The 25,589-nt window shown below is 42.9% G+C and carries 27 protein-coding genes; 6 read left to right on the forward strand and 21 right to left on the reverse strand.

All coding sequences use genetic code 11. The features are described from left to right. Position 1 precedes the first annotated feature (1 nt). From fadB to KDW99_RS13390, 11 genes are all read right to left on the reverse strand, one after another. Entirely contained in the window at positions 2 to 2,152 is a 2,151-nt protein-coding gene (gene fadB / locus KDW99_RS13340) for a fatty acid oxidation complex subunit alpha FadB (protein WP_255825376.1), read from the reverse strand. Between the two features lie 102 nt (positions 2,153 to 2,254). After that, positions 2,255 to 3,184 (reverse strand): electron transfer flavoprotein subunit alpha/FixB family protein, encoded by a 930-nt coding sequence (locus KDW99_RS13345; RefSeq protein ID WP_255825377.1) that lies wholly within the window; start codon positions 3,182 to 3,184, stop codon positions 2,255 to 2,257. Further along, positions 3,181 to 3,933 carry an electron transfer flavoprotein subunit beta/FixA family protein gene (locus tag KDW99_RS13350; RefSeq protein ID WP_255825378.1) on the reverse strand — a complete coding sequence of 251 codons (753 nt, stop codon included), beginning with the start codon at positions 3,931 to 3,933 and terminating at the stop codon, positions 3,181 to 3,183. Before KDW99_RS13350 ends, KDW99_RS13345 begins: the two co-directional genes overlap by 4 nt. A 300-nt stretch (positions 3,934 to 4,233) precedes the next feature. Further along, positions 4,234 to 4,986 (reverse strand): enoyl-CoA hydratase-related protein, encoded by a 753-nt coding sequence (locus tag KDW99_RS13355; protein WP_255825379.1) that lies wholly within the window; start codon positions 4,984 to 4,986, stop codon positions 4,234 to 4,236. Positions 4,987 to 4,997: 11 nt separating this feature from the next. Beyond that, entirely contained in the window at positions 4,998 to 5,546 is a 549-nt protein-coding gene (locus tag KDW99_RS13360) for a DUF2889 domain-containing protein (RefSeq protein WP_255825380.1), read from the reverse strand. 41 nt (positions 5,547 to 5,587) lie between these two features. Continuing rightward, a complete protein-coding gene (locus KDW99_RS13365) occupies positions 5,588 to 7,285 on the reverse strand; it encodes an AMP-binding protein (protein WP_304941361.1) in 1,698 nt (565 codons plus the stop codon). 108 nt (positions 7,286 to 7,393) lie between these two features. Next, the gene (locus tag KDW99_RS13370; RefSeq protein ID WP_255825381.1) at positions 7,394 to 7,708 is read right to left on the reverse strand and encodes an SCP2 sterol-binding domain-containing protein; all 315 of its coding nucleotides are present in this window, start codon (positions 7,706 to 7,708) and stop codon (positions 7,394 to 7,396) included. 82 nt (positions 7,709 to 7,790) lie between these two features. Continuing rightward, positions 7,791 to 9,596: an acyl-CoA dehydrogenase C-terminal domain-containing protein gene (locus KDW99_RS13375; protein WP_255825382.1), complete on the reverse strand. Its 1,806-nt coding sequence runs from the start codon at positions 9,594 to 9,596 to the stop codon at positions 7,791 to 7,793. Positions 9,597 to 9,809: 213 nt separating this feature from the next. Continuing rightward, complete coding sequence (locus tag KDW99_RS13380) at positions 9,810 to 10,841, reverse strand: CobW family GTP-binding protein (RefSeq protein WP_255825383.1); 1,032 nt, start codon at positions 10,839 to 10,841, stop codon at positions 9,810 to 9,812. Between the two features lie 12 nt (positions 10,842 to 10,853). After that, entirely contained in the window at positions 10,854 to 11,609 is a 756-nt protein-coding gene (locus KDW99_RS13385) for a DUF481 domain-containing protein (protein ID WP_255825384.1), read from the reverse strand. A gap of 235 nt (positions 11,610 to 11,844) precedes the next feature. Further along, positions 11,845 to 12,381 (reverse strand): RNA methyltransferase, encoded by a 537-nt coding sequence (locus KDW99_RS13390; protein WP_255825385.1) that lies wholly within the window; start codon positions 12,379 to 12,381, stop codon positions 11,845 to 11,847. Between the two features lie 218 nt (positions 12,382 to 12,599). On the opposite strand from KDW99_RS13390, the gene KDW99_RS13395 reads away from it, so the two are divergent. The 3 genes from KDW99_RS13395 (at position 12,600) to KDW99_RS13405 (ending at position 15,970) form a co-directional block, all read left to right on the forward strand. Further along, complete coding sequence (locus tag KDW99_RS13395; RefSeq protein WP_255825386.1) at positions 12,600 to 13,460, forward strand: TraB/GumN family protein; 861 nt, start codon at positions 12,600 to 12,602, stop codon at positions 13,458 to 13,460. Positions 13,461 to 13,737: 277 nt separating this feature from the next. Next, positions 13,738 to 15,030, forward strand: coding sequence for an NCS2 family permease (locus tag KDW99_RS13400; RefSeq protein ID WP_255825387.1), 1,293 nt, complete (start codon positions 13,738 to 13,740; stop codon positions 15,028 to 15,030). Positions 15,031 to 15,226: 196 nt separating this feature from the next. Beyond that, complete coding sequence (locus KDW99_RS13405) at positions 15,227 to 15,970, forward strand: class I SAM-dependent DNA methyltransferase (protein ID WP_255825388.1); 744 nt, start codon at positions 15,227 to 15,229, stop codon at positions 15,968 to 15,970. 21 nt (positions 15,971 to 15,991) lie between these two features. On the opposite strand, the gene KDW99_RS13410 is transcribed toward KDW99_RS13405, so the two are convergent. The 3 genes from KDW99_RS13410 to KDW99_RS13420 form a co-directional block, all read right to left on the reverse strand. Continuing rightward, positions 15,992 to 16,213 (reverse strand): hypothetical protein, encoded by a 222-nt coding sequence (locus KDW99_RS13410; RefSeq protein ID WP_255825389.1) that lies wholly within the window; start codon positions 16,211 to 16,213, stop codon positions 15,992 to 15,994. Positions 16,214 to 16,525: 312 nt separating this feature from the next. Then, a complete protein-coding gene (gene cpxA / locus KDW99_RS13415; protein ID WP_255825391.1) occupies positions 16,526 to 17,914 on the reverse strand; it encodes an envelope stress sensor histidine kinase CpxA in 1,389 nt (462 codons plus the stop codon). Beyond that, entirely contained in the window at positions 17,914 to 18,600 is a 687-nt protein-coding gene (locus tag KDW99_RS13420) for a response regulator (protein WP_255825392.1), read from the reverse strand. The genes cpxA and KDW99_RS13420 overlap by 1 nt, the downstream gene beginning before the upstream one ends. A gap of 206 nt (positions 18,601 to 18,806) precedes the next feature. On the opposite strand from KDW99_RS13420, the gene KDW99_RS13425 reads away from it, so the two are divergent. Then, a complete protein-coding gene (locus KDW99_RS13425) occupies positions 18,807 to 19,304 on the forward strand; it encodes a CpxP family protein (RefSeq protein WP_255825393.1) in 498 nt (165 codons plus the stop codon). A gap of 99 nt (positions 19,305 to 19,403) precedes the next feature. Here KDW99_RS13425 and KDW99_RS13430 read toward each other — a convergent pair whose 3' ends face one another. Continuing rightward, the gene (locus tag KDW99_RS13430; RefSeq protein ID WP_255825394.1) at positions 19,404 to 19,682 is read right to left on the reverse strand and encodes a hypothetical protein; all 279 of its coding nucleotides are present in this window, start codon (positions 19,680 to 19,682) and stop codon (positions 19,404 to 19,406) included. 222 nt (positions 19,683 to 19,904) lie between these two features. Here KDW99_RS13430 and KDW99_RS13435 point away from each other — a divergent pair, with 222 nt between their 5' ends. Further along, the gene (locus KDW99_RS13435; RefSeq protein ID WP_255825396.1) at positions 19,905 to 20,426 is read left to right on the forward strand and encodes a hypothetical protein; all 522 of its coding nucleotides are present in this window, start codon (positions 19,905 to 19,907) and stop codon (positions 20,424 to 20,426) included. An 83-nt stretch (positions 20,427 to 20,509) separates the two neighbouring features. Here the strand turns inward: KDW99_RS13435 and KDW99_RS13440 are convergent, their stop codons facing one another. From KDW99_RS13440 to KDW99_RS13455, 4 genes are all read right to left on the reverse strand, one after another. Continuing rightward, on the reverse strand, positions 20,510 to 21,508 hold the full coding sequence (locus KDW99_RS13440) for a branched-chain amino acid aminotransferase (protein ID WP_255825397.1): 999 nt from the start codon (positions 21,506 to 21,508) through the stop codon (positions 20,510 to 20,512). Positions 21,509 to 21,795: 287 nt separating this feature from the next. After that, positions 21,796 to 22,674 carry a diguanylate cyclase domain-containing protein gene (locus tag KDW99_RS13445; RefSeq protein ID WP_255825398.1) on the reverse strand — a complete coding sequence of 293 codons (879 nt, stop codon included), beginning with the start codon at positions 22,672 to 22,674 and terminating at the stop codon, positions 21,796 to 21,798. A 137-nt stretch (positions 22,675 to 22,811) separates the two neighbouring features. After that, on the reverse strand, positions 22,812 to 23,096 hold the full coding sequence (locus KDW99_RS13450) for a DUF1294 domain-containing protein (protein WP_255825399.1): 285 nt from the start codon (positions 23,094 to 23,096) through the stop codon (positions 22,812 to 22,814). A 15-nt stretch (positions 23,097 to 23,111) separates the two neighbouring features. After that, positions 23,112 to 23,573 (reverse strand): hypothetical protein, encoded by a 462-nt coding sequence (locus tag KDW99_RS13455; RefSeq protein WP_255825401.1) that lies wholly within the window; start codon positions 23,571 to 23,573, stop codon positions 23,112 to 23,114. Between the two features lie 147 nt (positions 23,574 to 23,720). Here KDW99_RS13455 and KDW99_RS13460 point away from each other — a divergent pair, with 147 nt between their 5' ends. Continuing rightward, positions 23,721 to 24,446, forward strand: coding sequence for a tellurite resistance TerB family protein (locus KDW99_RS13460; protein ID WP_255825402.1), 726 nt, complete (start codon positions 23,721 to 23,723; stop codon positions 24,444 to 24,446). Positions 24,447 to 24,508: 62 nt separating this feature from the next. Here KDW99_RS13460 and KDW99_RS13465 read toward each other — a convergent pair whose 3' ends face one another. Both KDW99_RS13465 and KDW99_RS13470 read right to left on the reverse strand, forming a co-directional pair. Then, positions 24,509 to 24,892, reverse strand: a complete 384-nt coding sequence (locus tag KDW99_RS13465) for a DUF1499 domain-containing protein (protein WP_255825403.1) — start codon at positions 24,890 to 24,892, stop codon at positions 24,509 to 24,511. Positions 24,893 to 24,997: 105 nt separating this feature from the next. Continuing rightward, the gene (locus KDW99_RS13470) at positions 24,998 to 25,525 is read right to left on the reverse strand and encodes an NUDIX hydrolase (RefSeq protein WP_255825404.1); all 528 of its coding nucleotides are present in this window, start codon (positions 25,523 to 25,525) and stop codon (positions 24,998 to 25,000) included. Positions 25,526 to 25,589: the final 64 nt, after the last annotated feature.

Here is a 25,589-nt window from a genome sequence, read left to right on the forward strand (position 1 = left end):
ATTATGCGCCGTAATAAGTGTCGTTGTTTTTCGCCATGTCACGCATTTTTGCGGTTGGCTCATACAACTTACCTAAGTGGCTGTATTTGTCTGCAAGGTCACAAAAAGCCTGCAGTCCCATTTGGTCTAGGTAGTGCAATGCACCGCCAAGGTATGGAGGGAAACCAATACCATAAATCAATCCCATGTCCGCTTCTGCTGGCGATGCCACTATATTCTCTTCAAGACAACGTACTGTCTCAATACAAAGTGGAATCATCATACGAGCGACAATATCGTCTTCGCTTAACTCAGATTTAGATACCACCACAGAGGAAAGCAAAACATCTATCTCTTCATTAAAGATCTTCTTAGGCTTGCCTTTACGGTCTGGCTCATAGGTATAAAAACCTTTGCCGTTTTTCTGACCAAATCGTTCCAGTTCAAACAAACGATCAACCGCATTAGTGCCTTCGTGCTTCATACGATCTGGGAAGCCTTCAGCCATAACCTGATCTGCATGATAAGCCGTGTCGACACCAACAACATCCAGCAAATACGCAGGCCCCATCGGCCAACCGAATTTTTCCATGGTTTTATCAACCACTTGGAAATCCGCGCCTTCTTGCATCATCAAAGAGAAACCAGCGAAGTAAGGGAACAATACGCGGTTCACCAAGAATCCTGGGCAATCATTTACCACAACCGGTGTTTTACCCATCGCTTGGGCATAAGCAACGGTTTTGGCGATAGCTGCATCGCTGGTTTTTTCACCGCGAATAACTTCCACCAAAGGCATACGATGGACTGGGTTAAAGAAATGCATACCACAGAAGTTTTCTGGGCGTTTTAAATCCTTTGCCAATTCAGTAATAGAGATAGTTGACGTGTTAGAGGTCAGAATAGCGTCGTCGGCAATTTTACTTTCGACTTCAGCCAATACTGACTTTTTAATTTTAACGTTTTCAACCACCGCTTCGACAACTAGATCAACGTGATCAAATTCACCATAGCTCAATGCAGGAACTATTGCGTTCATGGCTTTAAAGGCTTTTTCGGTCGTTAAGCGTCCGCGCTCGACTTGGCCATTGAACAGCTTATTGGCTTCACTCAAGCCCAATTCTAGGGCTTCAGGACGAATATCTTTCATGATAATCGGTGTGCCTTTTGACGCGGATTGATAGGCAACACCGCCACCCATAATACCCGCACCTAATACAGCGGCTTGTTTCACAGGCGTCGCATTTTTCGCATATTTACCTGCGGTTTTCTTAATCTGCTGATCACTTAAGAATAAGTTAACCAAAGATTTCGCTACTGGTCCTTTAGCTAGCTTTACAAAGCCTTTGATTTCAGTATCAAGGGCTTTTTCCATCTCTTGGCTAATGCCTTTTTCAATGGTTTTAATCGCTGCCATAGGTGCTGGGTAATGCTTACCCGCTTTTGCGCCAACCACACCGCGAACCGATTCGAAGACCATCATTTTTTCGATAGGTGTAAATTCCATCGGTGCACGCAATTCATTACGACGAGCATGATAATCGAGCTTGCCATCCAACACTTGTTGAACAAGGTGACGAGCAGATTCATTGACTTTCGCCGCAGGAACAACCGCATCTACCGCACCGTCTTTAAAAGCATCTTCGCTGCGTTTCTGAGCACCACCACAAATCCACTCACAAGCATTATCCGCACCAATCAGACGAGGTAAACGAACCGTTCCCCCCCAACCAGGGTAAATGCCCAATTGCGTTTCCGGTAAACCTATTTTTGCTGTCGTTGCCATAACTCGATAATCACACGCCAACGCTAACTCCATACCGCCGCCAAGTGCGATACCATTAATGGCTGCTACCGTTGGACAACATAGATTCGATATATCATTAAAAATACTGTGGGCATGACGCAATTTATCGGATAGATCATCGTCCTCTAGTTTGAACCAAGAAGTAAATTCTGTAATGTCTGCGCCCACGACGAAAACGTCTTTTGCACTGGCAAAAATAACGCCTTGTAGATCATCAATGTGTTTAAGGGCATTAACGGCTTCGGCCAATTCATTCAAGGTAAGGCTATTGAATTTATTGACCGACTCACCGACCAAATCCAGAGTGACGGTTGCCACACTGGCATCATCGACTGCAACCTTGATTGCTTGTCCTTCGAAAATCATGCTGGTCTCCAATTATTTTTATTATGATGACGGTGGTTATCTAGCTCACCGTCATCTGGTGTGTAAAAAGTCAGTTGTTTTAAAAGTTAGTTTCTAAAAAAACTACAAACTCTTTTCTAATTCAGGCACGGCATCAAACAAATCGGCGACTAAGCCATAATCCGCCACTTGGAAAATAGGCGCATCTTCATCTTTGTTGATGGCAACAATCACCTTAGAGTCTTTCATACCCGCTAAATGCTGAATCGCACCAGAAATACCCACTGCGATATACAGATCTGGGGCAACCGTTTTACCGGTTTGGCCGACTTGTAAATCGTTTGGCACAAAGCCCGCATCAACAGCGGCACGTGAAGCACCAATGGCTGCGCCCAGTTTGTCTGCAACCCCTTCCAGCAATTTGAAGTTATCGCCGTTGCCCATGCCTCGACCACCAGAAATGATCACATTAGCCGCGGTCAATTCAGGACGATCAGATTCAGCCAATTGTTCTTTCACAAAACGGCTGCGATCAGATGCAATCACTTGAGAAAGCACTTGGCGTTCTGCGCTACCACCCGTACTTGCCGCGGCATCAAAACCTGTGGCACGAACGGTCAATACTTTTACTGGATCCGTTGTTTTTACCGTCGCAATGGCATTGCCAGCATAGATTGGACGAACAAACGTATCTGCAGATTCAACTTTAATCACGTCAGATAACTGCGCTACGTTCAATAATGCCGCCACTCGTGGCAAGGTATTTTTACCTGTAGTGGTTGCTGGCGCCAAAATGTGTTCGTAGCCGTTAGCAACCTCAACGATTAATTTAGAGACATTTTCAGCCAACTGATGTTCATAAGCGGCATTATCAGCAACCAAAACCTTAGTCACTCCAGACACTTGTGATGCTTGCTCAACAACGGTTTGGCACTCAAAGCCGACAACCAATACATGAACATCAGCGTCAATTTGTGTCGCCGCGGTCACTGTATTCAAGGTCGCAGGCTTTAGAGATTTATTATCGTGTTCTGCAATGATTAAAACGCTCATGACACCACCTTCGCTTCATTTTTAAGTTTGTCTACTAACTCAGCAACAGAGCCAACTTTAATACCACCAGCACGCTGCGGCGGTGGTGTAACAGAAACGATGCTGACATTAGACCCAACTTCCACACCTAAATCGGCAGGTGTTTTTACATCCAATGGTTTTTTCTTCGCTTTCATAATATTTGGCAGAGAAGCAAAACGCGGTTCGTTTAGACGAAGGTCTGTCGTAACAACCGCTGGCAGGGTAATCGCCAAAGTTTGCAAACCACCATCAATTTCACGCGTAACTTGCGCTTCGCCGTTTTCAATAACAACTTCTGACGCAAATGTTGCTTGAGGGTAATCCAATAGCGCTGCCACCATTTGACCCGTCTGATTATTATCAGAATCGATCGCTTGCTTACCCATAATTACCAAATCAGCCGCTTCGTCTTGAGCAACCTTGGCGAGGAGTTTGGCAACTGACAAAGAATCTAAACCATCCTCTGCTTCCACCTGAATTGCTCGATCTGCACCTAACGCCATTGCTGTACGCAAGGTTTCTTGACAAGATTTTGAACCAACAGAGACCACAACGACTTCAGAAGCGACGCCTTTTTCTTTTAGGCGTATAGCTTCTTCCACTGCAATTTCACAGAAAGGGTTCATGGACATTTTGACATTGGTAAGATCGACCGCAGTATGGTCGGATTTGACGCGAACTTTGACGTTGTAGTCTATGACTCGCTTTACAGATACTAAGATTTTCATAAGCCCCTCGTATTTATTATTAAGTTCTGTTTCATACATACCGTCTAGATTTTCACTAGATTGATAGCATGCAAATATTCCCTATCAATAGAACTCTTCACTTACCCTCTATAGTAGTTTGGGAATGCTTTTCATCAATAACAAAAAAGCGCCAGTTAACTGACAAAAATATTCACGCTTCGTTCAAATAGCGCATTATGTGTGAAATGGGCTCTGCACCCTTTCCACATAATGAGTCTAGTCCTAATGACAAAAAAGCCCCACTGATAAGTGAGGCTTGATTGACTATATTAGAAGGTATTACTTATTACGCGATAAAAACGCAGTAAAAGCTTGATGTGCCTCTGTTGAACGTAGGCGGTCTTTAAAGATTCGACCTTCTCGCATTAACGCCATTTGAACATCATCCTGCGCTCGATACTTTAATAGATCTTTGCTTAATGCTACCGCTTCAACAGGCAGCGCCGCCGTTTTTTCGGCATAACGCAATGCTACTTTGTAGGCTTCACCTTCTTCGCATATGTGGTTAACCAGACCTAATTCATAAGCCTGCATACCATCTACAACCTCACCTAAAACAAGTATCTCAAAGGCTTTTTGATGGCCCACTAACTGGGGCAATAAATGACTAGACGCTGCTTCGGGCACCAGTCCTAATTGCACAAAAGGAAACTGCAATCGCGCTTCACGGGATGCAAGTACTAGATCACAATGCAGTAACATAGTTGCACCAACCCCAACAGCCCGACCTTCAACACCTGCTATAAGTGGTTTTTTATAACTACTCAGCACTTGTAAAAAAGCCATAATGGCTTCCATTTTCTCTGGCGTTTGAGCAATCTGCACAAATTCATTAATGTCATTACCCGAAGAAAAATCACTCCCCGCGCCATGAATTAAGGTCACCTTTATATCGGCGTCCAACTCTGCTCGACGTAATGCATTCGTTAATGCCTGATACATGTCCAATGTAATCGCGTTTTTCTTTTCAACTCTGTCTAAACACAGAATTTGTACACCAGACTCAATATTTTCAGTAACAAAATCACTCATTACTGGCTCCCTTATGATGGTAGTTTAAGTACCTGTTCATCAACCAATTTGCGTACCATTGGGCCGTCTTCAGACCAACCATGGCAGCTATTCACTAGCTTAGACACAGCGGCTGGAACTTGCTCAGGATATTTTTCTCCCAGCGGCCCCCACATGGTTTGAAATGCGGTTGTCGCAATCACTGGAAAAAGCTCTAACACATGAGTACAACCTACTTTTCCGCTAAAGGTTTCTTTTAGCCAACGACTCCAGCCGGGTTTAAGACGAGTCCCTTTTAAAACCGAAAAACTAGGCACTGCTCCTGCGCAATTAGGAAAGGGATAGGAGTCCATAGTGACCGACACCTCTTTTATTAAAAAGGTGTCATCTAGGGTCAAACAGGCGCGAATATCATGAAAGGGACTGCCTTCAGGCACCAAGCTATCATCAAACTCACGCGTAACATCGTAGGATTTGAGGTCCTGCATGCTTGCCTCAATATCCCACAGCCCATCTTCGCGTAAAAAACCATATGACTCGATACAACGCCGGTGCATTAGCTTACGTTTAACCTGTGCCATTGCTGCTCTCCCAATACTTCAAAAAGCGGTAAACACAAGACTTAAGCATGCTCTTGTTCGCGCAACGCACGACGCAATACTTTCCCAACATTGGTTTTCGGCAACTCTTTGCGAACCTCAACAAACTTAGGAACTTTATAAGCCGCAAGGTTTTCTTTGCAATATATGCGCAACGCCTTTTCATCCAATGTTTCAACATCGTCTCTTAGAACAACAAAGGCTTTTACCGATTCACCTGTTTTATCGTCAGGCACACCAATCGCCGCCGATTCCAAAATAGCAGGATGAGAGGAAAGGCAATCTTCTACTTCTGTTGGATACACATTAAAACCGGACACAATAATCATATCTTTAGCACGATCAACAATTTGCAAATAACCATCAGGATGCTGCATAGCAATATCCCCAGTTATTAAGAAACCGTCCTCTGTCATGACTTCTCGCGTAGCTTCTTCACGGTTCCAGTAGCCTTTCATTACCTGAGGTCCACGTACGCATAACATACCCGACTCCCCTTGTGGCAAGGCTTCACCATCACGCCCTTGGATCTTAATGTCGGTTTCTGCAACAGGCAAACCGATCGTACCAATACGTTCTTTGCCTATAGGATTAAAAGACACAACAGGTGATGTTTCGGTTAGACCATAGCCTTCTACAATTTTGCAGCCAGTGACCCTCTCCCATTCATCCGCAGCGGCATGGGTTAAAGGCATCCCACCTGAACAAGTAAGTTTGAGAGTAGAAAAATCGAGGGCCTTGAACTCAGCCTTGTTACACAAACCAACAAACAAGGTATTTAACCCAACAAAGCCAGTAAATGGCCATTTTTTAAGCTCTTTGATAAAGCCTGGCAAATCTCGAGGATTCGGAATCAATACCGTATGAGCGCCACGCTCCAACAACGTCAGACCATGAATTAGAAATGCATAAATATGATAAAGCGGCAGCGGGGCAATATAGACCTCATTCTGATCATCAATAATCGAGCGGAGTCTAGAGCTTAACTGATACATATTGGCGACTAAATTGGCATGCGTCAGCATCGCCCCTTTTGCAACCCCAGTGGTTCCACCAGTGTATTGCAATACAGCAATTTGCTCTGGCTGAAATTCTACTTTTTCAACCGCTTTACCTTTGCCTTTCGCTATCACATCGTTAAGTGTAGAAGCACTGGAAATATCATATTCCGGCACCATTTTCTTCACGTACTTAACTACGGAATTTACTAATAAGCGTTTTAAAGGCGGATGAAAATCTGCAATTTCGGTGATAATAACGTGTTTTATTGACGTTTTAGCCAATATTTTTTCGACGTTATGCGCCATATTAGCAAACACCACCAATGCTTTTACGCCCGCATCGTTAAATTGATGCTCAAGCTCTTTTGGTGTGTAAAGTGGATTGGTATTCACAACAATTAAGCCAGCCTTCATAGCGCCAAACAGCACCACAGGATATTGAATAATATTAGGCAATTGTACAGCAATCCGATCACCGGGCTTTAAGTCGGTTTCGTGCTGAAGATACGCAGCAAAGGCGTCAGATTTTTCACCTAACTCACGGTAAGTCAGAGTGCGGCCGACGCTGGTAAAAGCAGGACGGTCGGCAAACTTTTTCGTTGCTAACGCTAAGACATCATTTAGTGACTGATAGCCATGTGGGTTAAGCGACTCTGGTAAATAGCTGCCCGGTGGTTTTCCAATATTTGCATTGCTTGGAGAAGAAGTATCCATAGTCATAATAAGCTCCATTTGTTTTTTTTATTTAGGAGAAAGTGATCAAGCATAAAAGCTCAACTACATAAAGTGTAGTTGAGCTTTAGAGCTATAAAATGATTAAAAGATCCCTTATTGAGGGAAAATTTGCGTCAATTTTGTCGCCAACATAATGTCTCCATCAGCACGGATTTTTCCCTGCATAAAAGCAGCCATGCCATCTAGCTCACCACTCATGACTTCTTTTAAAGTATTTAAATCCATACTCAGAGTCACAGTTGGATCATCATGCTCGCCCTCTCCCATATCGCATTTCCCATCTGCAATACTTAAGTAATAACTGTCAGCATCATCTAAGTCAAATTGAAACACCGCTTCCATGTCATCCGCTTCATCAGCGTCAAAACGATTTAACATGGATTCAAAAACAGCTTTTGCTTCACTCATAATATCAACCTCTTCAATCTTTCAAAAACTTTATTACCCATGAACTAAAAAAAATACATGGGTGGTTATTTATTAACGCTAATTAGGCATTCAAAAATAAGAAATTATCTTCTTCCATCGCCAATAAGTTATCAGCGCCAGACAACATAGCCTCTACATGAGCGCGAGTACGTGGCAACAAACGATCGTAGTAGAAAGTCGCTGTTTGCAGTTTGGCAGTATAAAAACCCACCTCATCTGTGCCTTCGTCTAATTTAGTCTGTGCGGTGACAGCCATTCGAGCCCAGAAATAAGCCAGTACCACATAGCCCGAGAACATCAAATAATCGACAGACGCTGCACCTACTTCATCTTTATTGCGCATGGCTTTCATGCCGATCTTCATCGTCACATCGCCCCATTCGCCGTTTAATTTATCTAGCGCTGTGATGTAGGATTTAACGCGTTTATCGCCTTTATGCTCTTTACAGAACTTATGGATGATTTTGGTAAAACGACGCAGTGTTGCACCTTGAGTCATCAGTACTTTACGACCTAAAAGATCCAACGCCTGAATGCCAGTAGTGCCTTCGTACAACATCGAAATGCGGCAATCACGAACGTTTTGCTCCATGCCCCATTCAGCGATAAAGCCGTGACCACCAAACACCTGTAGACCATGATTTGCAGATTCAAAACCGGTTTCAGTTAGAAAGGCTTTAGCAATCGGAGTCAGTAAAGACATCAATTCATCCGCCTCTTCTTTCTCTTCTTTAGAGCCCTTTTTAGTGATATCCACCAACTTAGAACAATAATGAATTAAAGCGCGACCACCTTCAGCAAAGGCTTTTTGCGTTAACAACATACGACGTACATCGGGGTGAACAATGATTGGATCTGCGGCTTTTTCTGGCGCTTTCGGACCTGACAAAGAACGCATTTGCAAACGATCTTTAGCGTATGCCACAGAGTTTTGTAGTGCCCATTCTGCATGTGCCAAACCTTGTAAAGCCGTACCAAGACGCGCCGTATTCATGAACGTAAACATGCAGTTCAGACCACGGTTCGGCTCACCAATGAGAAAGCCCTTCGCGCCATCGAAATTCATTACACAAGTCGCGTTACCATGAATACCCATTTTGTGTTCGATAGAACCACAAGATACCTGGTTGCGATCTGCCATTTCACCAGCATCATCAACATTGTGTTTTGGTACGATGAACAGAGAAATACCTTTTGTACCCGCTGGGGCATCTGGTAAACGAGCCAATACAATATGGATAATGTTGTCCGCCATATCATGTTCGCCCGCAGAGATGAAGATTTTAGTACCTGTAATGGCATAGCTGCCATCGTCTTGCGGCTCGGCTTTGGTTTTCAACATACCAAGGTCAGTACCACAATGTGGTTCAGTCAGACACATGGTGCCTGTCCATTCACCAGAAACAAGTTTCGTTAAATAGGTTTGTTTTTGCTCGTCAGTGCCGTGTAGCTCGATGGTATTCATCGCGCCGTGACTCAAGCCTGGGTACATCCCCCATGACCAGTTGGATGTGGCGATCATTTCCGTCACCATCATGCCAAGAGAATCTGGTAAACCTTGTCCACCTACTGCTTCAGGGTGCGACAATGAAGGCCAGCCACCTTCAACATACTGCTGATAAGCTTCTTTGAATCCGTCAGGCGTTGTCACAACACCATCTTTAAACTGACAACCTTGTTGGTCACCAACACGGTTTAGAGGAGAAAGCACTCGCTCGGCAAACTTAGCACCCTCTTCCAAAATCGCCGCCACCATATCTGGCGTCGCTTCTTCAGCGCCCGGCAAATTAGCATAGTGTCCGTGAAAATCTAGAACTTCTTCAGTGACGAATTTGATATCGCGCAGTGGCGCTTTATATTCAGGCATGGCCTATGACCTCTTTTTGTTTTTATTCCATCCGTTCCAATAGGAACCTCTTATGGTAGAAAGGTTCCTCTATCGGAGGCTATCTCTCAATAACAAAAGGTGCCAAAGTTAATGACAAAATAGACCAAGCTTAGGATTTCACCAGTCAAACAAAGAGAATAATCACCATTCAAGCCAATTCAAAGCTAGCAAATATAATCAGTTGAGCCTTTATTACAGCAATTCTGCACCACGACTAAGAGCAAATTTCAGCCAATCACCTTCAATCCCACCGATAATTTCTAAGCGACTGCCATCATGCCAAGGAGAAGTTGTTATCAAGACTTCACCTCTCGCTACGTTCACCAAAAGCGCTTCGTTTGAACTAATTAAAAATACGCCTTTAATACGGTAAACCCCAGCAAACCCGGACAGTTCTTGAATAATTGACTTTACCTTTTCTTGAGTAAAACAATCCTGTCTAGGCCAATGCCAGCCGACAACCTGCATGTCACCTTGTTGTTTGTGATAACTCCAATGCTTGTCTTGATCTGTCGTTTCAACGGCAGCATGAACATGGTGATGAGAGGAATGGTGAGAGTGTTTTTCTGGTGTATGTGAGTGCTTTTCTACGGTAGAAGAAGCATTCGATAAATCTATCAGACCAATATCCAAAGAATCAGCACTCAAAGCCATAGGATCTGACATAAAAACAGTGGGAGTTGACCCCATTGAAGTAAGCACACCAAAGCGAGCTTTTACTCGATCAATATCTTCTTGCTGATAACGATCAACATGACTCAATACAATACCATCCGCAGACTCTATTTGGTCATTGAAAATATCATGCTTTGTATAACGTTCATCATTTAAATTCCGAGCATCCAATACGCAAAATGCCCCCGTCAATAACAGCACATCTTGATAAGCCGCACTGCGTAACTTCTGCAGAATTTGCTTTGGATGACCAAGGCCAGATGGCTCAATAAGAATACGGTCAGGGTTATATTGGCGAATTAATTGGTTTAGCCCTTGCTGAAAAGCAGCCGATGTCGTGCAACAAACACAACCACCCGGAACCTCACTGATGGCGACATCTAAATCCGCATAAAACGCACTATCAAGACCAATATCACCAAACTCATTAACCAACACAGCCCAACGTTCATTTGGAGGCGACTGCGCAAGTAGATGACGAATTAAAGTGGTCTTCCCCGCTCCTAAAAACCCCGTCACCAACGTGACTTTTATACCCTGATAACGCATGGCGAAAAATTCTCAAAATGTATAAGCGAATATGATACTTGTCGTACCATCTGTTTTCTTTTTGTTATCCAAAACCTGGCTATTATGGGTAAGGCCATAAGAAGCCTTCATGCTAAGGTTATTTCTGAGTTTTACGCTAACAGAAGTCTCCGACTTTGAACGCGTATTCTTATTATCTTGCAAAGCGGCCTCCGTACTTAAAGATTGTTGGAAAGTCGCATTAGAACTAATTTCATATTCATACTGCAATTCCAAATGCACTATCGAAGTTTCATCCTCTTCACCCTCGTCTGTCATACTAAAGGAATAACCGGGACCAATACTGTAATCTAAAAAAGAACTATCATGGTCGAACAAACGCGCGGAGTAACCAACAGACACTGTGTTTTGGTATTCATAGCCGCTAAATCGATCATCAGTATAAGACCCATAGACAAATACAGAAGTGTTATTACTGCTTAATTTGTAGTCACTTTGTGCGGATAAGAACATTTTCTGTGCCGTTGTTTTAGTGTCAACTTCACCCTCATTTCTACCTCTTTTATAGAGTGTGTCTAGCTCATACTTGGCTTTCCAAGCCGTAAAATCCTGCTTAACGGTCGCTTTTGCTTTTACGGCTGTACTTTCAGTATTACCAGTAATGGCAATAACGCCTAATTCTAATTCCGCACTCAAAGGCTCTAAAGGGGTAAAGGGAGTATCAGCAGCATAAACAGCAGGCGCGGAACAAGCTAATACAGCAAGCACGACTCGTTTTATAGGCTCCATTTGTATACGTTCCTTCTATCTCATCAAACTGATTCCATGATGGCTAAAAAAGGAAGTGACGGAGAATCAGATAACATTCAGATTCAGGAAAAACAGACCTCTGACCTCCTTCCTAATACAGCCATTAGGTTTAAGAGATATTTTTGCATTGATACCAACTTATCACAGTCAAAATTCTGCTAACTATATGCAAAGTAATAGATAAGAAAATCACACACCCTTACACTTAAAAATCCTACTTCTGAGTGTTAGAACGCACCCTCACATTATTATTGACGTCTTTACTCTGGCGAATCAGTTCGTCGCCAGCGAAGGTTTGAGAAGACTTAGCCAGACGATCGTAAAGCAGAACATTCACCGAGGCGGCAAGATTCATACAACCAACCGTTGGAACAAAGACAACAAAGTCGGCTCTATCAACAACCTTTTGACCTATCGTGCCGTCTTCCGGACCAAAAATATATAGGGCTTTTTCAGGGTGATTAAAAGAAGGTAATGGCGTCGCACCTTGGATCAAATCGACACATACAATCTTAGTATCTGCATCAACAGCATCAATTAAACTATCAACACCAAGGCTTTCTATGTTGATCAATGGAATGGATGAAATAGCTTTTTTAGTGTCTGTCGACATTTTTTCTGCGCGATCATAACGATGGCCAGAATACAAAACTTGATTCACTTGATAACACCCTGCCGCTCTCATTACAGAACCAACATTTGAGGTACTCTTAGGATTAGTTAACCCTATGGTGACAAACTCATTTCCCATCAAAAAACTCACACTAGAATAAAATAAGAACAAGAATAATATCACTTTTATGCGTTACGCTTGCCATTCTTTATAACGCTACCAACATGTTAAACAAGACTTATTCTGTCGCAAAAAATAAGAAAAAAGCCGTACAATTTTCACTCCCCCCTTCCGATCATCATTGAAATAGGTAAACTGAAAGACATAAGAAATTAACAAAACCATTCAGGTATCCAATGAATTTCATCAAAAAATTTGGCCTAACCTTACTTGCAGCCGCCACATTTCAAACCCAAGCAGCCTCTGTTTGGAAGGTAACGTCAGGTGTTAATACGCTCTATATTGGCGGTACGATTCATTTACTCACGCCACAAGACTACCCTTTGCCAAAAGCCTACGATAAAGCCTATCAAGCCTGTGACAGCGTTGTTTTTGAAACGGATATGGAAACCTTAGGAAACTCAGCTTTCATAAGACAAATGCAATCAGAGTTGTCTTTTTCCGATGGCACCACCATAGATGAAGTCATCTCACCTGAAACCTATCGATCACTAAAAATCTATTTAAACGCCAGACAAATCCCCATTACCGCGATTCAACACCTAAAACCCAGTGCACTTGCTATTTCCCTCAGCATGATTGAATTAAAACATCTTGGCTTTACCAGTGAAGGTGTCGATCAGTTCTATGCACAAAAGGCGCAACAAGACCACAAACCTAAGAGCTGGTTAGAAGAACCCCAAGCTCAAGTTGACATGCTCAGCAACCTCAATAACCAAGATAGTAACGAGGTCATTAATTACACCTTGTCAGATATCAAAGACATGCCAAAAACGATGGAAGACCTTAGAAAAAGCTGGCGCACAGGTGATATGGAAACCATGGCAGACATTGAATTAAAGGACTTTAAACAAGATTACCCAGAGGTGTATCAATCACTTTTAGTGGAGCGAAATGATCTGTGGATGCCTCAAATTGAAAACATGCTCACTAATGACGAAGTCGAATTCATCATGGTTGGGGCAATGCACCTTGCAGGTCCAGACAGTTTACTCGCAAAACTTGAAGCCAGCGGTTATCAAGTTTCGAGATTATAACCCCCCTTTCACTGTCTTTTAACGGTCAAAAAAGTCTCATCAAACAGTAAAAACACACAAAACTAGTGCGTTTTTACTGCTAAATCCTGCCTTAACGATTATTTATTACAATTTATCTCCCCAAATCACCTCGAATTTTTTATACTTGCCGCCGAAATTATTTACTGACCAAATGATCAGTTACTAAATTATCCCGGCGTTTCTTATTGTGATGCTACTGAATCCGTAAATTCGCAATAAAATAATCGCCGTCGTCTACTAGCAAAAGGTCCCCCTCATGCTCGAACGTTATTTTCAACTTAAAGCGCACAACACCACAGTACGTAATGAAGTTGTCGGAGGTATAACCACCTTCCTAACGATGGCTTATATTATTTTCGTTAACCCTTCTATTCTTGCTCAAGCAGGAATGGATCAAGGCGCCGTATTTGTCGCAACTTGTCTTGCTGCTGCAATTGGTTGCTTGATTATGGGCTTATACGCAAATTACCCTATTGCTCTTGCACCAGGCATGGGACTAAATGCTTTCTTTACCTACGGTGTAGTCTTAGGCATGGGCTACACATGGGAACAAGCACTTGGCGCGGTTTTCTTATCCGGTATTCTTTTCATTTTCATCAGTATTTTTAAAATTCGTGAATGGGTTATCAATGCCATTCCGTCTTCGTTGAAATTGGGGATTGCAGCTGGTATCGGTCTTTTCCTAGCAATGATTGCATTGCAAAATTCCGGCATCATTGTCAAAAACCCAGCTACTATGGTGTCTCTAGGCGACCTATCTTCACCATCAGCGATTTATGGCTTACTTGGCTTTTTTGTGATCTGTGCTTTGGCGTATTTAAATGTCACCGGCGCTGTGATGATTGGCATACTTTTCGTCACCATTTTGTCTATTCTCTTTGGTCAAAATGAATTTGGTGGCGTAGTTTCTATGCCACCATCTGTTGCACCTACTTTCCTCGCGATGGACATAGAAGGTGCTTTTCAAATCAGTATGCTAAGCGTGATTTTTGCCTTTTTCTTTGTGGATTTATTCGATACGTCAGGCACCCTAATCGGTGTTGGTCAACGTGGCGGTTTATTAGATAAAGAAGGTAAATTACCTCGCCTTAAAAAAGCCTTGTTGGCTGATTCTGGCGCAACGGTTGTGGGTGCTGCATTAGGTACCTCTTCTACAACAAGTTATATCGAAAGTGCTTCTGGCGTTGCCGCTGGCGGACGTACTGGTTTAACGGCTGTTGTTGTAGCGTTATTGTTTATTCTCAGCTTATTCTTTGCGCCGTTGGCTGGATCTATTCCTGCTTATGCGACAGCGGGCGCATTAATGTACGTTGCAGTATTGATGACAAGCAGCTTAGCGCACGTAGACTGGGATGATATTACAGAAGCCGCACCGGTTCTGATTGCCGCTTTTACGATGCCACTAACCTACTCTATCGCGGATGGTATTGCTTTGTCTTTCATCAGCTACGCTGTGATCAAACTATTGTCAGGTCAAGGTAAGCAAGTCGGCGCTGCTGTGTATCTATTAGCTGCGTTGTTTATCGCTAAATTCTTTATCTTCGTTTAAATCAGATAAAGCAGTAGCAATATAAAGAAACAGGAGCAAAGTCAGACTTTGTTCCTGTTTTTTTTTGCCTTAATTTTTCCAATTATTCCTATCTTCATTACTGTCTAAACGTTTTTGTAGTCGCGCGAAAGTATCTACTATATTATTCGCGCTCGAGTTTCACCTACCATATTAGCTACCCACCAAGTGAAGAAACATGTCTGACAACGCGCTCTATACGGATTTATCTGGCTATTACGACTTAATGTGTGCCGATATTAATTATCAAGCCCAGAGCAACAGTGCGCATCGGCTTCATCAAATTTTTGGAAATGGTGGGAAACAGCATTTAGATTTGGCTTGTGGAACAGGACCACATATTAGCTACCTTAGCCAAGAAGGTTATCAATCTAGCGGCTTGGATATTAATCAACCCATGCTAGATCTTGCCAAACTACGATGCCCTGGTGCGCAATTCGAGCTAGGTAATATGTGTGCATTTGATACGACTGAGTCTTATGACTTAATTACGTGTTTTTTATACTCGGTTCATTACAGCGGGAACATCAATAACCTAACCAGTTGCATTCAAAGCGTACACAAATCGCTCAGTACTGGTGGTGTTTTTTGTTTTAACTCGGTAGATAAGAACCACATAGACAATACGCTTTCTGCGAAGCACAGCGTCACTCACGACAATAGCGAGTTCTCATTTGGCTCTTCTTGGTATTACTGTGGTGAAGGTGAAAAACAAACACTAAAGCTGAGCATTGAAAAAACCACCGCGCTACAAACTCAACTTTGGGCAGATGAACATCTTATGGTGGCATTAAGCTTTAATGAGCTACAGGCTCTGTTAACGCCATACTTTGATGTCCATGTCTTTGAACACGAGCACGACAAAATCATACCGTGGGATCAGCAATCTGGTAATGCAATCTTTTTGTGTGTCAAAAAATAAAGAAGTCTTGCTGGTTTAAACTTACGACTCATTCATCGAACGGTATTTTAGAATCAAAGCAATAATTTCATGATCGCTAACGGAAGAAGATAAAGACTCGTTAATAGAACGTCTCTGTGGCAAACGAATATTGAATTTACTTTTCAATAATCCAACAACTTGCGAGTCGGAGTTAGGATCGAACGTCTGGCTTGCAAAATTGCAAATTCGCTGTAGTACAAATTCTTTGGCTGTATTTATCATGTATTACCTATGGTTTTAGAGAAAAACAACAAGGCTTCTCCCTTTTTTTGTTTTTAAAAACGGGTCTAAACAAATAGACCAAGCGCTTATTAGCAAACTTCTTATTTAAATAAAGTATAAAAAAGGCAAGGTGAGAGAGAAGTACTCTCTGCGTTACTCTGTACTTTTAGGGATAGCTTTTGGGGAAAGCGATTAACCGAATGCATAATAAGAACGATGAGTTTCTAATATGAGCCCAATTAACCGCTTTGTCTACTAATGCTTTCGTAAAAACAAAGATAATACTGTCCTAGTTACAGAAATTAGGACGCATTATGGTTCTTCTTGCAGAGGTAAAGTCACTTCCACCAGCAACCCACCCAATGCACTTCGAGTCGCTTTGATCGTACCATTATGCTGGCGAACCGCATTTTCTGCGATAGCCAATCCCAACCCTGCGCCGCCACTGTTTCGATCACGGGCGGTTGAGACCCGATAAAAAGGCCGGAAGATAGAATCAAACTCATCATCGGCTACACCGTCGCCATCATCTTCTACTCGAATAGATAACGTATTGGAATAAACACCCAATGAAACCTGAATCTGGTTTTTACCATAGTGAATCGCATTACGGACAATATTCTCCAAAGCGCTCATCAACAGCTGCGGATGGCAATTAATCATACGATTTGGAACCTCAGACAAAAGCAAGGCTTTTCCCACTTGCTCCGCCTCAAACTGACTGTCCGCTAGCAAGGCATCAAAGAGGCTTGATAGAGGTTGAATCTCTCGATTCAAATGACTGTCGACTTGCACACTAGACAGTTCAAGCAGCTTACCTATCATTTGCTCAAGACGCTGAGCTTCGGTATCAATACGAGTTAAATCCGTACTGTCACCTAACTTTCGTTTTGCTAACGCTTGCGCCATTCTTAAACGCGTCAAAGGCGAACGCAGTTCATGCGAAATATCCGACAATAAACGCTGCTGACGTGAAATCATCAAGTTAACCGCTTCTACCATTTGGTTAAAACTCGCACCCGCTTGGCGAAACTCTGACGTGCCTTTTTCAAGCTCAGGATCAATTTCAAACACACCTTTCGCCACGCGCTGTGCCGCCAACTCTAATCGACGAGCAGGTTGGCTCAAGGCCCACGCCAACCACAATAATAAAGGAGTACTAACCAACATAACGGCCAACAATAAGCGAAGAGGATGATCAAATAACTGTAATAAAAAATGCGGAGGTTCACTCCAGCGAGTGCCGATATATAAAAAATAGTCCTTTTGGGCTAGCCGAATAGGCAGCGGTCCAGAAATCATCGTTTTCCCATACAATTTCTGCTGAGGATCTTGAGGGTTATCAATAGAGGTCACAAAATTACGTAACGCCTTATAACTGAAATCAGGACGGCGCTCTGTGGTAATCACATTACCATCTAGGTCGGTGATAAAAAGGCGCAGCTTATGATCACCAGGGCGTCGACGAGCGCCCCCTTCTATTTCGGGTAAGACTTGCGCTATATCTGGGGCAGAAGCAAACGTGCGCTCAACCTGATCTCGTATTTGCAGCATGCGATCAAAGTGAGGCGGAGGAATATCCCGAGCTTTACGAGGATCGAAATGTGGTAACGCCAAAACGGCTAAAATCACCAGAAACATGGTAAACCAAAAAATGGCAAAAATACGCCCGTATAAACTGGTGATCTTTGGTAAACGCATCAGTCGCTCTCCACCAGCAAATAGCCACGCCCACGCAAGGTTTTAATACGTGGTTTGCCATTCGGCCAGTCAGGGAGTTTCTTACGTAAATTAGAGACATGCATATCAACCGCTCGGTCAAAAGCCGCCAATCGCTTACCCAATACATCAAGACTGAGTACTTCTTTCGTTAGCACTTGCCCTGGATGAAGTAAAAAATGATGCAGCAAGGCAAACTCAGTACTGGTCAAATCTAATAGCGCTCCATTGCAATACGCCTCAAGACGACCTGGATATAGCTTAATATCTCGATAAGTCACGAAATCATTTTGCGGCTGACCTTTGCTTGTCTGAGTCCTGCGTAAAATGGCACGAATTCTTGCCAGTAACTCTCGCTCACTAAAAGGTTTTGGCAAATAATCATCCGCCCCAAGCTCAAGACCGACAACACGATCAATCTCTTCCCCTTTTGCCGTCAACATTAAAACAGGCACATCCCATTTTTCTCGCAACTGCTTCAAGGTCTCAAAACCATTGAGCTTAGGCATCATCACATCAAGCAATATCAGATCCACACTGTCATCCATCGCAGTCAAACCCGCCTCGCCATCATAAGCAGCAGAAACAGCACAATTTTCAAAAGACAAAACCTCTTTGAGCAAATCACTCAATTCAACATCATCATCAATGATTAAAATATGTGGCATCAACAGTTCCTAAAACGATTTAATTAATCAGCAGCTAGCACTCTTTAACGCTATTTTACGTCGAAATGCTAAGCACAGTGCAGCCTTTACGATACTTTACCTAGCCGATACGCCACTTTACCTTACAGCCTCTATTCTACTTCCATGCGTTCAAAACGCAGTACGTATCAATCATCTGATCCTCTAATGTATATAAGGAAGAAAATATGAAAATGGCAAAAAAACTGATTATAGCCGCTGTTGTGTTTCCACTAGTATTGAGCACCAGCGCGTTTGCGTTTGGCGGAAAAGATCACAAAGGCCCACAGGAATGTCGCCCAGGCTTAAACCGCGGCATGATGAAAGATTTAAATCTAACAGACAGCCAAAAAGAGCAATTCAAAACGCTACGCAAAGAAAATAAACAAGCCATGAAAGAAGGCTTCAACGACAAAAGAGAGCAAGGCGAAAACGCTCGCATGGCACATTTTGATAAAATAAACGCTTTACTGACAGCGGAAAAATTTGATCCAGCCAAAGCCACCGAATTGGCACAAGAAAAGTCTGATAAACAAGTTAAACGTCAAGTAGAGATGCTCAGTAACCAACACAAAATGCTTAGCATCTTAACGCCAGAGCAAAAAACCAAGTTCATCGATCTACAAAAAGAGCGCATGGAAGACTGTGACGACATGCCTCGCCATCACGGAAAAGAACGTCACTAAGTCGCTATAACTAAAGAGAAAAGTCACCGAAAGCGACCATTAGGTCGCTTTTTTCGTTTTACCACGTAGGCGACCGCTAGCACCTCTGAACACATTAACTTAACTACGTTTCCAAATTCTTGCTACTGCACGATCACTACCTAAAAGACCTACAATCTCACAGACCAAGCCCATTAGAAAAAACACCATAATAGGAATAACACCAGCCGCTTCGCCCGTCATCAGCGACATGACTAAAGAAACAGACGCCAGCAAAAAACAAAGCAATCCCAACACGATCAATATAGTTCGATGGGATGGTTTATAATCAAATTCCCCTTCACCGGACTCGAACATTCCCAGTACTGGAGAGCAGAGCTTTCTCATTACCTTTTTCATAATACCTTCTTAATTCATTAGGGGGTCGATACACCCTTAGCAAAAAAAATCGCCTACCAGAATACCTTATATATCATTAAGCTGAATGAAAAATCAGAAAAATAAGGAAGAATGTTAGACGGTTTAGCTAAAGTTTATCTTAAATCAACCGATTGGATAGAGGTAAGGAACAATACAAAAGCCCGACGCCCATTCTCATTAATCGAATTATCGGAGAAAAACATGAAAAATATTATTGCAACAGGAATTGCAGCGACAGCAATATCCTTATCTATGAACGCCAGTGCATCTCCAATGACGTTTGTTGATTACACTATAGGAACCATTGACTATGATTCCGGTGCAGGTGACGGTGACTATTCTGCATTTACTGTATCTATAGATACCCTCATTATTCCACTCATTTCAGTAGAAGCCATCGACTTTAACGATTCTGATGTTTTAAAGGTCGGTTTAGGCGCTTATGCTGATATTGGTCAAGCTAGCCAAATATATGGACTCGTTCATTACAATGACTATGACTATGATGATTCCGATTTTAGTTTTAGAGTTGGCTTCCGTAGCTCGTTGACAGATCGTCTAGAAGCAAGATTATCTCACACAATGTACTCAGACCAAGACTATTTAGACAACACTAAATTTTCATTAGGCTATTATTTCACTCAAAACTTCTCTTTATCAGGCAACTACCAATCAGCAGACAATTACAACATTATGTCTGCAACAGCAAGATTGAGTTTTTAACGTATTAACAATGCGTTGTTGATCATCAAAAAGGGGAAGCATTATGCTTCCCCTTTTTTATCTTACTGTCCCATCCTAAAAAACTAGCAAACCTTGGTTAACCAATTATGCTTGTCTTCCGCTTTACCCCACTGAATATCATTCAATGTTTGACGCAGTTTCTGAGCAATAGGACCAGGCTCTCCAGAGCCTACTTTGTACTCTTTATCATTATGGATAAAAGTACCAACAGACGTTAATACCGCCGCTGTACCAGACAACACGGCTTCCACTTCAGGCTTAGCGGCACGCTCTAGTAACTCAGCAACCGTCAAATCACGCTCACTTACCGTCATACCTAGATCTTTCGCAAGCGTTAAGATAGAAGAACGAGTCACACCGTGAAGGAAAGATGAATCCAAACCTTTGGTGATGATCTCATTGCCATCGATCAACAAGAAGTTAGCCGCGCCGGTTTCTTGTACATCGCCATTTGGACAGAACAAAATTTGGTCTGCTTGCACTTCCGCTTTCGCCTTCATCATAGGACCCAAAGCACTGGCGTAGTTACCACCGCTTTTGATCATGCCCATATGAGGCGCACAACGCATGCCCGTTTCATCCAATAGAAGGCGAAGCGCTTTAGCACCACCAGTAAAATAATCACCTACAGGAGACAACAAAACATACAACATAGACGTTGCTGTTGGCGCCGCCGCTTTACCAACCGCCGCTTCCGTACCAATGTGAGTGGGGCGAATATACATAGATCCTGGAGGCTCTGGCACATCAGTCGCAAACTCAGCAACCGCATCAATAATCATTTTGGCAACTTGAGCTTCATCCAAAATTGGCAAAGACAATAGACGGCTACTTTGTGCTAAACGCTTAATATTTTGGTCCATACGAAACACATGTACACTGCCATCAGCATGACGAAACGCCTTCAAACCTTCAAAACAGGTACTTGAGTAATGCAACACGTGAGCACCAGGATGCAATTGAATGCTGTCCGATGCGACAATGCTTGCGTCACTCCATTGATTATTTTCGAATGTTGCCAATGCCATTTTAGGCATAAACACGCTACCAAAAGCCGCCATTATTGTTTCCTATAAAGTTAAATGATTACAAACAATACCAGTGATCGACACAGATATTATGTGGACTCTAGACTTTGCTTCTCGCCCAATGACACGATAGTAAAACGGAAACCAACACGAAGAAAGCAAATCGTAAACCACGGATCAAACAGAATGTGTATTTCCAGTATATTTGCTAATTTGAACCAGAAAATAGACTGACAAAAGAGTGATGAGACGTGAAAAGCATATTACCTTCTTGGTAACAAGGGCTCAATAAGGCAACACACGTCCTAAAGTAAAAAAGCCTAAGAAGCCTCGAAAAAAACCTTATCACCACCATTATTCTTTGCTTGGTACATAGCATGATCTGCAGACTGCACCAAATCCAATGGTTGTATACCATTTTCAGGGTACTTAGCAATGCCTATACTGGCAGAAACAGACAGAGTAGAACCTTCGACTACAAAAGCTTCAGATAAAGCCGCACGGATTTTTTCTGCAACCAAAGCGGCATTTTCCGCGTTATTTACTTTATTTAAAATAATTAAAAACTCATCGCCCCCCAGACGCCCAACGGTATCTGACTTACGGACACAACCACCCAGCCTCGCCGCAATTTGCTGTAACAACAAATCACCAACCGCATGACCATAACCATCATTAATATCTTTAAAGCCATCAATATCAATAAACAAAACAGATAAACCAACCTGCTCACGCTCTGCCAAGGTGAGCGAGGCCTGTAAACGATCTAAAAGCAAAGTACGATTCGGTAAATCCGTCAAATCATCATGACCCGCGGCATAAAGCAGCCGAACCTCCATTTCTTTACGTTCAGTAATATCATGGGCAACCGCGATTCTTACCTGATGCTCTTCCGACCACCTAGCTGACCAAAGCACATTCACCACCTTGCCATCTTTACGAACCCAACGATTCTCAAAGCGCGGCAAAATTTTTCCACAGATCACAGACTCAGCGACCCCTAGAGTCTTTTCTCTATCATCTGGATACACCATATTTACCATAGGCTCACCAATCACTTCATGGGGCTCATAACCAAACATAGTCTCAAAAGCCGCACTCACAAAAACGAAACGTCCATCACGATCCACAACACACACAGCATCCAGCATCAACTCCATTACATCGGCAACGCTAATCGCTAGCTCATTGTTTTTCATAAAACATTACACCTAAAGGTAAAAATCAATATCATTAATGGATTGTAGATGACAATGAATCAAAGTGCTCTCACATAAACACTTATTACCTGTACAGCTTGAATAAAAATCTATGGCAATTACATAGCGTAATGAGACTAACTAACATTAAAAAAATCAAAGACATGCATTGCATACCCAGTCACAGCGATATTCGCCATAACCGTCAACCAAAACACCACCAAGAAGCGTCGCTTCTTCGTCTTATGCCGAAATGCCTTCTGCCCCAACAGAGCACCGAACCAACCGCCAAGCAGAGACAATAAATGCAACGTCGACTCAGGCACTCTTTGCTTACCCCGCTTAGCAGCCGACTTATCCATACCATAGACACAAAAAGTGATTAGGCTTAAGCAGCCATAGAAAACAAACACATAAAACATTTCAACTCACTTTAGCTATCTAACAACAACGTATTCAAATTTAAGATGATGCATAAATTCACGAAAAATCAGCAGCTGAGCATAAAAAGTCACAGAGGTATCAGACTCGTCAGATTGAGCTGGGCTCCCCGCTGCAATCTCAGCATATCGACCAAACAAGCGTTCCAGATCATCACGATGAAAGCGCCCCTTACCTTCTACGCCAACCGCTCCGCTTAACTTCGCGAGATCTCGAATAAAAGGCTGATCCGTCACCAAAGAATACCCATCATAAGGTACTTTCTTAGCGACCCGCTCAATCTCGTCCTCGATATAATTAATCGCGTATTCGATATCATCGTAAGTCGGCGGTGAATGCTTAAAATATCGTAAGCTGACTAAATCAAAGCCAACAGGCAAAAAAACCACATCCTGCTCATCTTCCACGGCAAAGCTAGACTCATTCCCACCAATCGTCATCAACACATTTTTTGACATAAATTACTCAAACAGGCCATAGGTTTATTCCCTTTTAATAACGTAATTAAAAAGTAAAAGAAAGGGAACAAAACAGTCCGAGATGAACTCTCCCACACTTCTCCAGTCTGATGAATTAACAGATAAATAAATTGGAGATTATTAATCATGAATATTAACTCACTGCTAAGCAGCATCATGGGCTCTACAGGTTCAGGAATTGACAAAGCCGTCACCAAAGCCAAATCAAGCTCCATACCCGGCGGATTCATGGGTGGCGCGGCCGCTGGCGGCTTAGCCGCTATGCTATTAACCAACAAAAAAGCCCGGAAAATGGGCGGCAAAGCCATCAAATATGGCGGCATGGCCGCCGTAGGTGGAATGGCTTACAAAGCGTGGCGTACTCATAAAGAAAACCAAACCACGACACAAATTACCAACATTGAACCTAATCAGAGCTTCGGCACATCCACCACACCTGCGGTTCCAGCCGGCAGCATTTTTGACCTTGCAGAAGAAAAACCAACGCAGCAAGTTGAAAACATGCGCCTAATCTTAATTCGAGCCATGATCAGCGCCGCCAAAGCAGACGGCCACATAGACGCCAGCGAACGCACTCGAATCGAACAACAAATCAGCGACCTTGGCATCAATGCAGAAGAACAAAGATTCTTGATAGAACAACTACGAGCAGCCAGCGACCCAATCACCATCGCACGCTTATCAGAAAGTGAAGAACAAGCCACAGAGATTTACCTTGTCTCCATGCTCGCCATTGATATCGACACCACAGAAGAACGCCACTACCTAGACCGCCTAGGAGACGCACTGCTCTTACCAACCGACCTGCGCCAAAACATCGAGCACGAAGTAAAAAGCGCTCAAACACTGTGACCAGATAAATTAAGGCGCTCTATAGAATATATAGAGCGCCTTAAAATTAATTACCAACCAGACTACTTATTCAGTTTGCCTCGAATGGCTTCCATACGTTTTCGATTCACCCCAAAGTCAGAATGCCCAACTCGAGACGCCGAGCGAATATCGACAACCACTTCTCCATCACGCTCTTGCGAAAATAAGAACTCCACATCATCGACAAAGCGAAACACCGCCGACGTAAACTCAGCGTGAATGTAATCCGCTTTATTCACCACAACCTTAGTTCGCTTAGAAGACTCCAGCACGGCGAGCACTTTGCCATGGGCATCAAGAGTAGAGCCTTTAACCACTATAGCTTCAATAAAATGCTTATCATTCGCTTGAGCCTGACTACTCACACAATTTGGCGAGCTAGGACAAACCGCTAACTTCCCATTGGTAACACCTAGATTCGGCATAGTACTCGAGCACCCCTGCAATAATATAAACACCAATAAGTATAAAAGCTTTCTCGTAAACATACCCAACCCTAGTGCATGAAACCCAGAAAAACAGAAAACGCCTCAGTTTACAACCGCCAACAACTCATCCCTAATCAAGCATAACAAAAAGGTTTCACGCTCAATCGACATACCTTTTTTATCACTGTTTTTAATCGTATCGAGATTATGCTTAATAGCATCGTGAACATTAATCCACACTGGCTTCATACCGTTTTTGACTTCGTAATCTTCCAAACTCGTCTCGCCTAACTGCTCATCAATCTCACAGGTATAGCAATAAGACTTCATCTGCATGATCTCAAAACCATCCCTATTCCAAGGACGAAACTCCTCATACAGACCAAACGCCTCGACATTACGAATATTCCGCGCTCCCGTCTCCTCCGTTAACTCACGGATCAAACCTTCCACCTGATTCTCACCTTCATCAATCCCTCCACCCGGCAAGGTATAATCATCGTAACGCTGGGTATACAACATCAAAATATCCTCGCCGTTTAAAATAATCCCACGGGCAGCAAGACGTAAAAAAGAGGATTGATCGACAGGCTCGATACTGGGGTGGATAGAAGATTTTAGTAAACGCATAGATTGGGGTACTTCGTGTAATTAAGATAATTTTTTACTTAGTGAATTAAGCGCATCAGACTCC

It is taken from the genome of Marinomonas rhizomae (genome assembly GCF_024397855.1).
Classification (GTDB): domain Bacteria; phylum Pseudomonadota; class Gammaproteobacteria; order Pseudomonadales; family Marinomonadaceae; genus Marinomonas; species Marinomonas rhizomae_A.

Excerpts from the sequence above, each read along its gene's own strand:
- fadB (WP_255825376.1), bottom strand. The coding sequence starts at position 2,152 with ATGATTTTCGAAGGACAAGCAATCAAGGTTGCAGTCGATGATGCCAGT.
- KDW99_RS13345 (WP_255825377.1), bottom strand. The coding sequence starts at position 3,184 with ATGAGCGTTTTAATCATTGCAGAACACGATAATAAATCTCTAAAGCCT.
- KDW99_RS13350 (WP_255825378.1), bottom strand. The coding sequence starts at position 3,933 with ATGAAAATCTTAGTATCTGTAAAGCGAGTCATAGACTACAACGTCAAA.
- KDW99_RS13355 (WP_255825379.1), bottom strand. The coding sequence starts at position 4,986 with ATGAGTGATTTTGTTACTGAAAATATTGAGTCTGGTGTACAAATTCTG.
- KDW99_RS13360 (WP_255825380.1), bottom strand. The coding sequence starts at position 5,546 with ATGGCACAGGTTAAACGTAAGCTAATGCACCGGCGTTGTATCGAGTCA.
- KDW99_RS13365 (WP_304941361.1), bottom strand. The coding sequence starts at position 7,285 with ATGACTATGGATACTTCTTCTCCAAGCAATGCAAATATTGGAAAACCA.
- KDW99_RS13370 (WP_255825381.1), bottom strand. The coding sequence starts at position 7,708 with ATGAGTGAAGCAAAAGCTGTTTTTGAATCCATGTTAAATCGTTTTGAC.
- KDW99_RS13375 (WP_255825382.1), bottom strand. The coding sequence starts at position 9,596 with ATGCCTGAATATAAAGCGCCACTGCGCGATATCAAATTCGTCACTGAA.
- KDW99_RS13380 (WP_255825383.1), bottom strand. The coding sequence starts at position 10,841 with ATGCGTTATCAGGGTATAAAAGTCACGTTGGTGACGGGGTTTTTAGGA.
- KDW99_RS13385 (WP_255825384.1), bottom strand. The coding sequence starts at position 11,609 with ATGGAGCCTATAAAACGAGTCGTGCTTGCTGTATTAGCTTGTTCCGCG.
- KDW99_RS13390 (WP_255825385.1), bottom strand. The coding sequence starts at position 12,381 with ATGGGAAATGAGTTTGTCACCATAGGGTTAACTAATCCTAAGAGTACC.
- KDW99_RS13395 (WP_255825386.1), top strand. The coding sequence starts at position 12,600 with ATGAATTTCATCAAAAAATTTGGCCTAACCTTACTTGCAGCCGCCACA.
- KDW99_RS13400 (WP_255825387.1), top strand. The coding sequence starts at position 13,738 with ATGCTCGAACGTTATTTTCAACTTAAAGCGCACAACACCACAGTACGT.
- KDW99_RS13405 (WP_255825388.1), top strand. The coding sequence starts at position 15,227 with ATGTCTGACAACGCGCTCTATACGGATTTATCTGGCTATTACGACTTA.
- KDW99_RS13410 (WP_255825389.1), bottom strand. The coding sequence starts at position 16,213 with ATGATAAATACAGCCAAAGAATTTGTACTACAGCGAATTTGCAATTTT.
- cpxA (WP_255825391.1), bottom strand. The coding sequence starts at position 17,914 with ATGCGTTTACCAAAGATCACCAGTTTATACGGGCGTATTTTTGCCATT.
- KDW99_RS13420 (WP_255825392.1), bottom strand. The coding sequence starts at position 18,600 with ATGCCACATATTTTAATCATTGATGATGATGTTGAATTGAGTGATTTG.
- KDW99_RS13425 (WP_255825393.1), top strand. The coding sequence starts at position 18,807 with ATGAAAATGGCAAAAAAACTGATTATAGCCGCTGTTGTGTTTCCACTA.
- KDW99_RS13430 (WP_255825394.1), bottom strand. The coding sequence starts at position 19,682 with ATGAAAAAGGTAATGAGAAAGCTCTGCTCTCCAGTACTGGGAATGTTC.
- KDW99_RS13435 (WP_255825396.1), top strand. The coding sequence starts at position 19,905 with ATGAAAAATATTATTGCAACAGGAATTGCAGCGACAGCAATATCCTTA.
- KDW99_RS13440 (WP_255825397.1), bottom strand. The coding sequence starts at position 21,508 with ATGGCGGCTTTTGGTAGCGTGTTTATGCCTAAAATGGCATTGGCAACA.
- KDW99_RS13445 (WP_255825398.1), bottom strand. The coding sequence starts at position 22,674 with ATGAAAAACAATGAGCTAGCGATTAGCGTTGCCGATGTAATGGAGTTG.
- KDW99_RS13450 (WP_255825399.1), bottom strand. The coding sequence starts at position 23,096 with ATGTTTTATGTGTTTGTTTTCTATGGCTGCTTAAGCCTAATCACTTTT.
- KDW99_RS13455 (WP_255825401.1), bottom strand. The coding sequence starts at position 23,573 with ATGTCAAAAAATGTGTTGATGACGATTGGTGGGAATGAGTCTAGCTTT.
- KDW99_RS13460 (WP_255825402.1), top strand. The coding sequence starts at position 23,721 with ATGAATATTAACTCACTGCTAAGCAGCATCATGGGCTCTACAGGTTCA.
- KDW99_RS13465 (WP_255825403.1), bottom strand. The coding sequence starts at position 24,892 with ATGCCGAATCTAGGTGTTACCAATGGGAAGTTAGCGGTTTGTCCTAGC.
- KDW99_RS13470 (WP_255825404.1), bottom strand. The coding sequence starts at position 25,525 with ATGCGTTTACTAAAATCTTCTATCCACCCCAGTATCGAGCCTGTCGAT.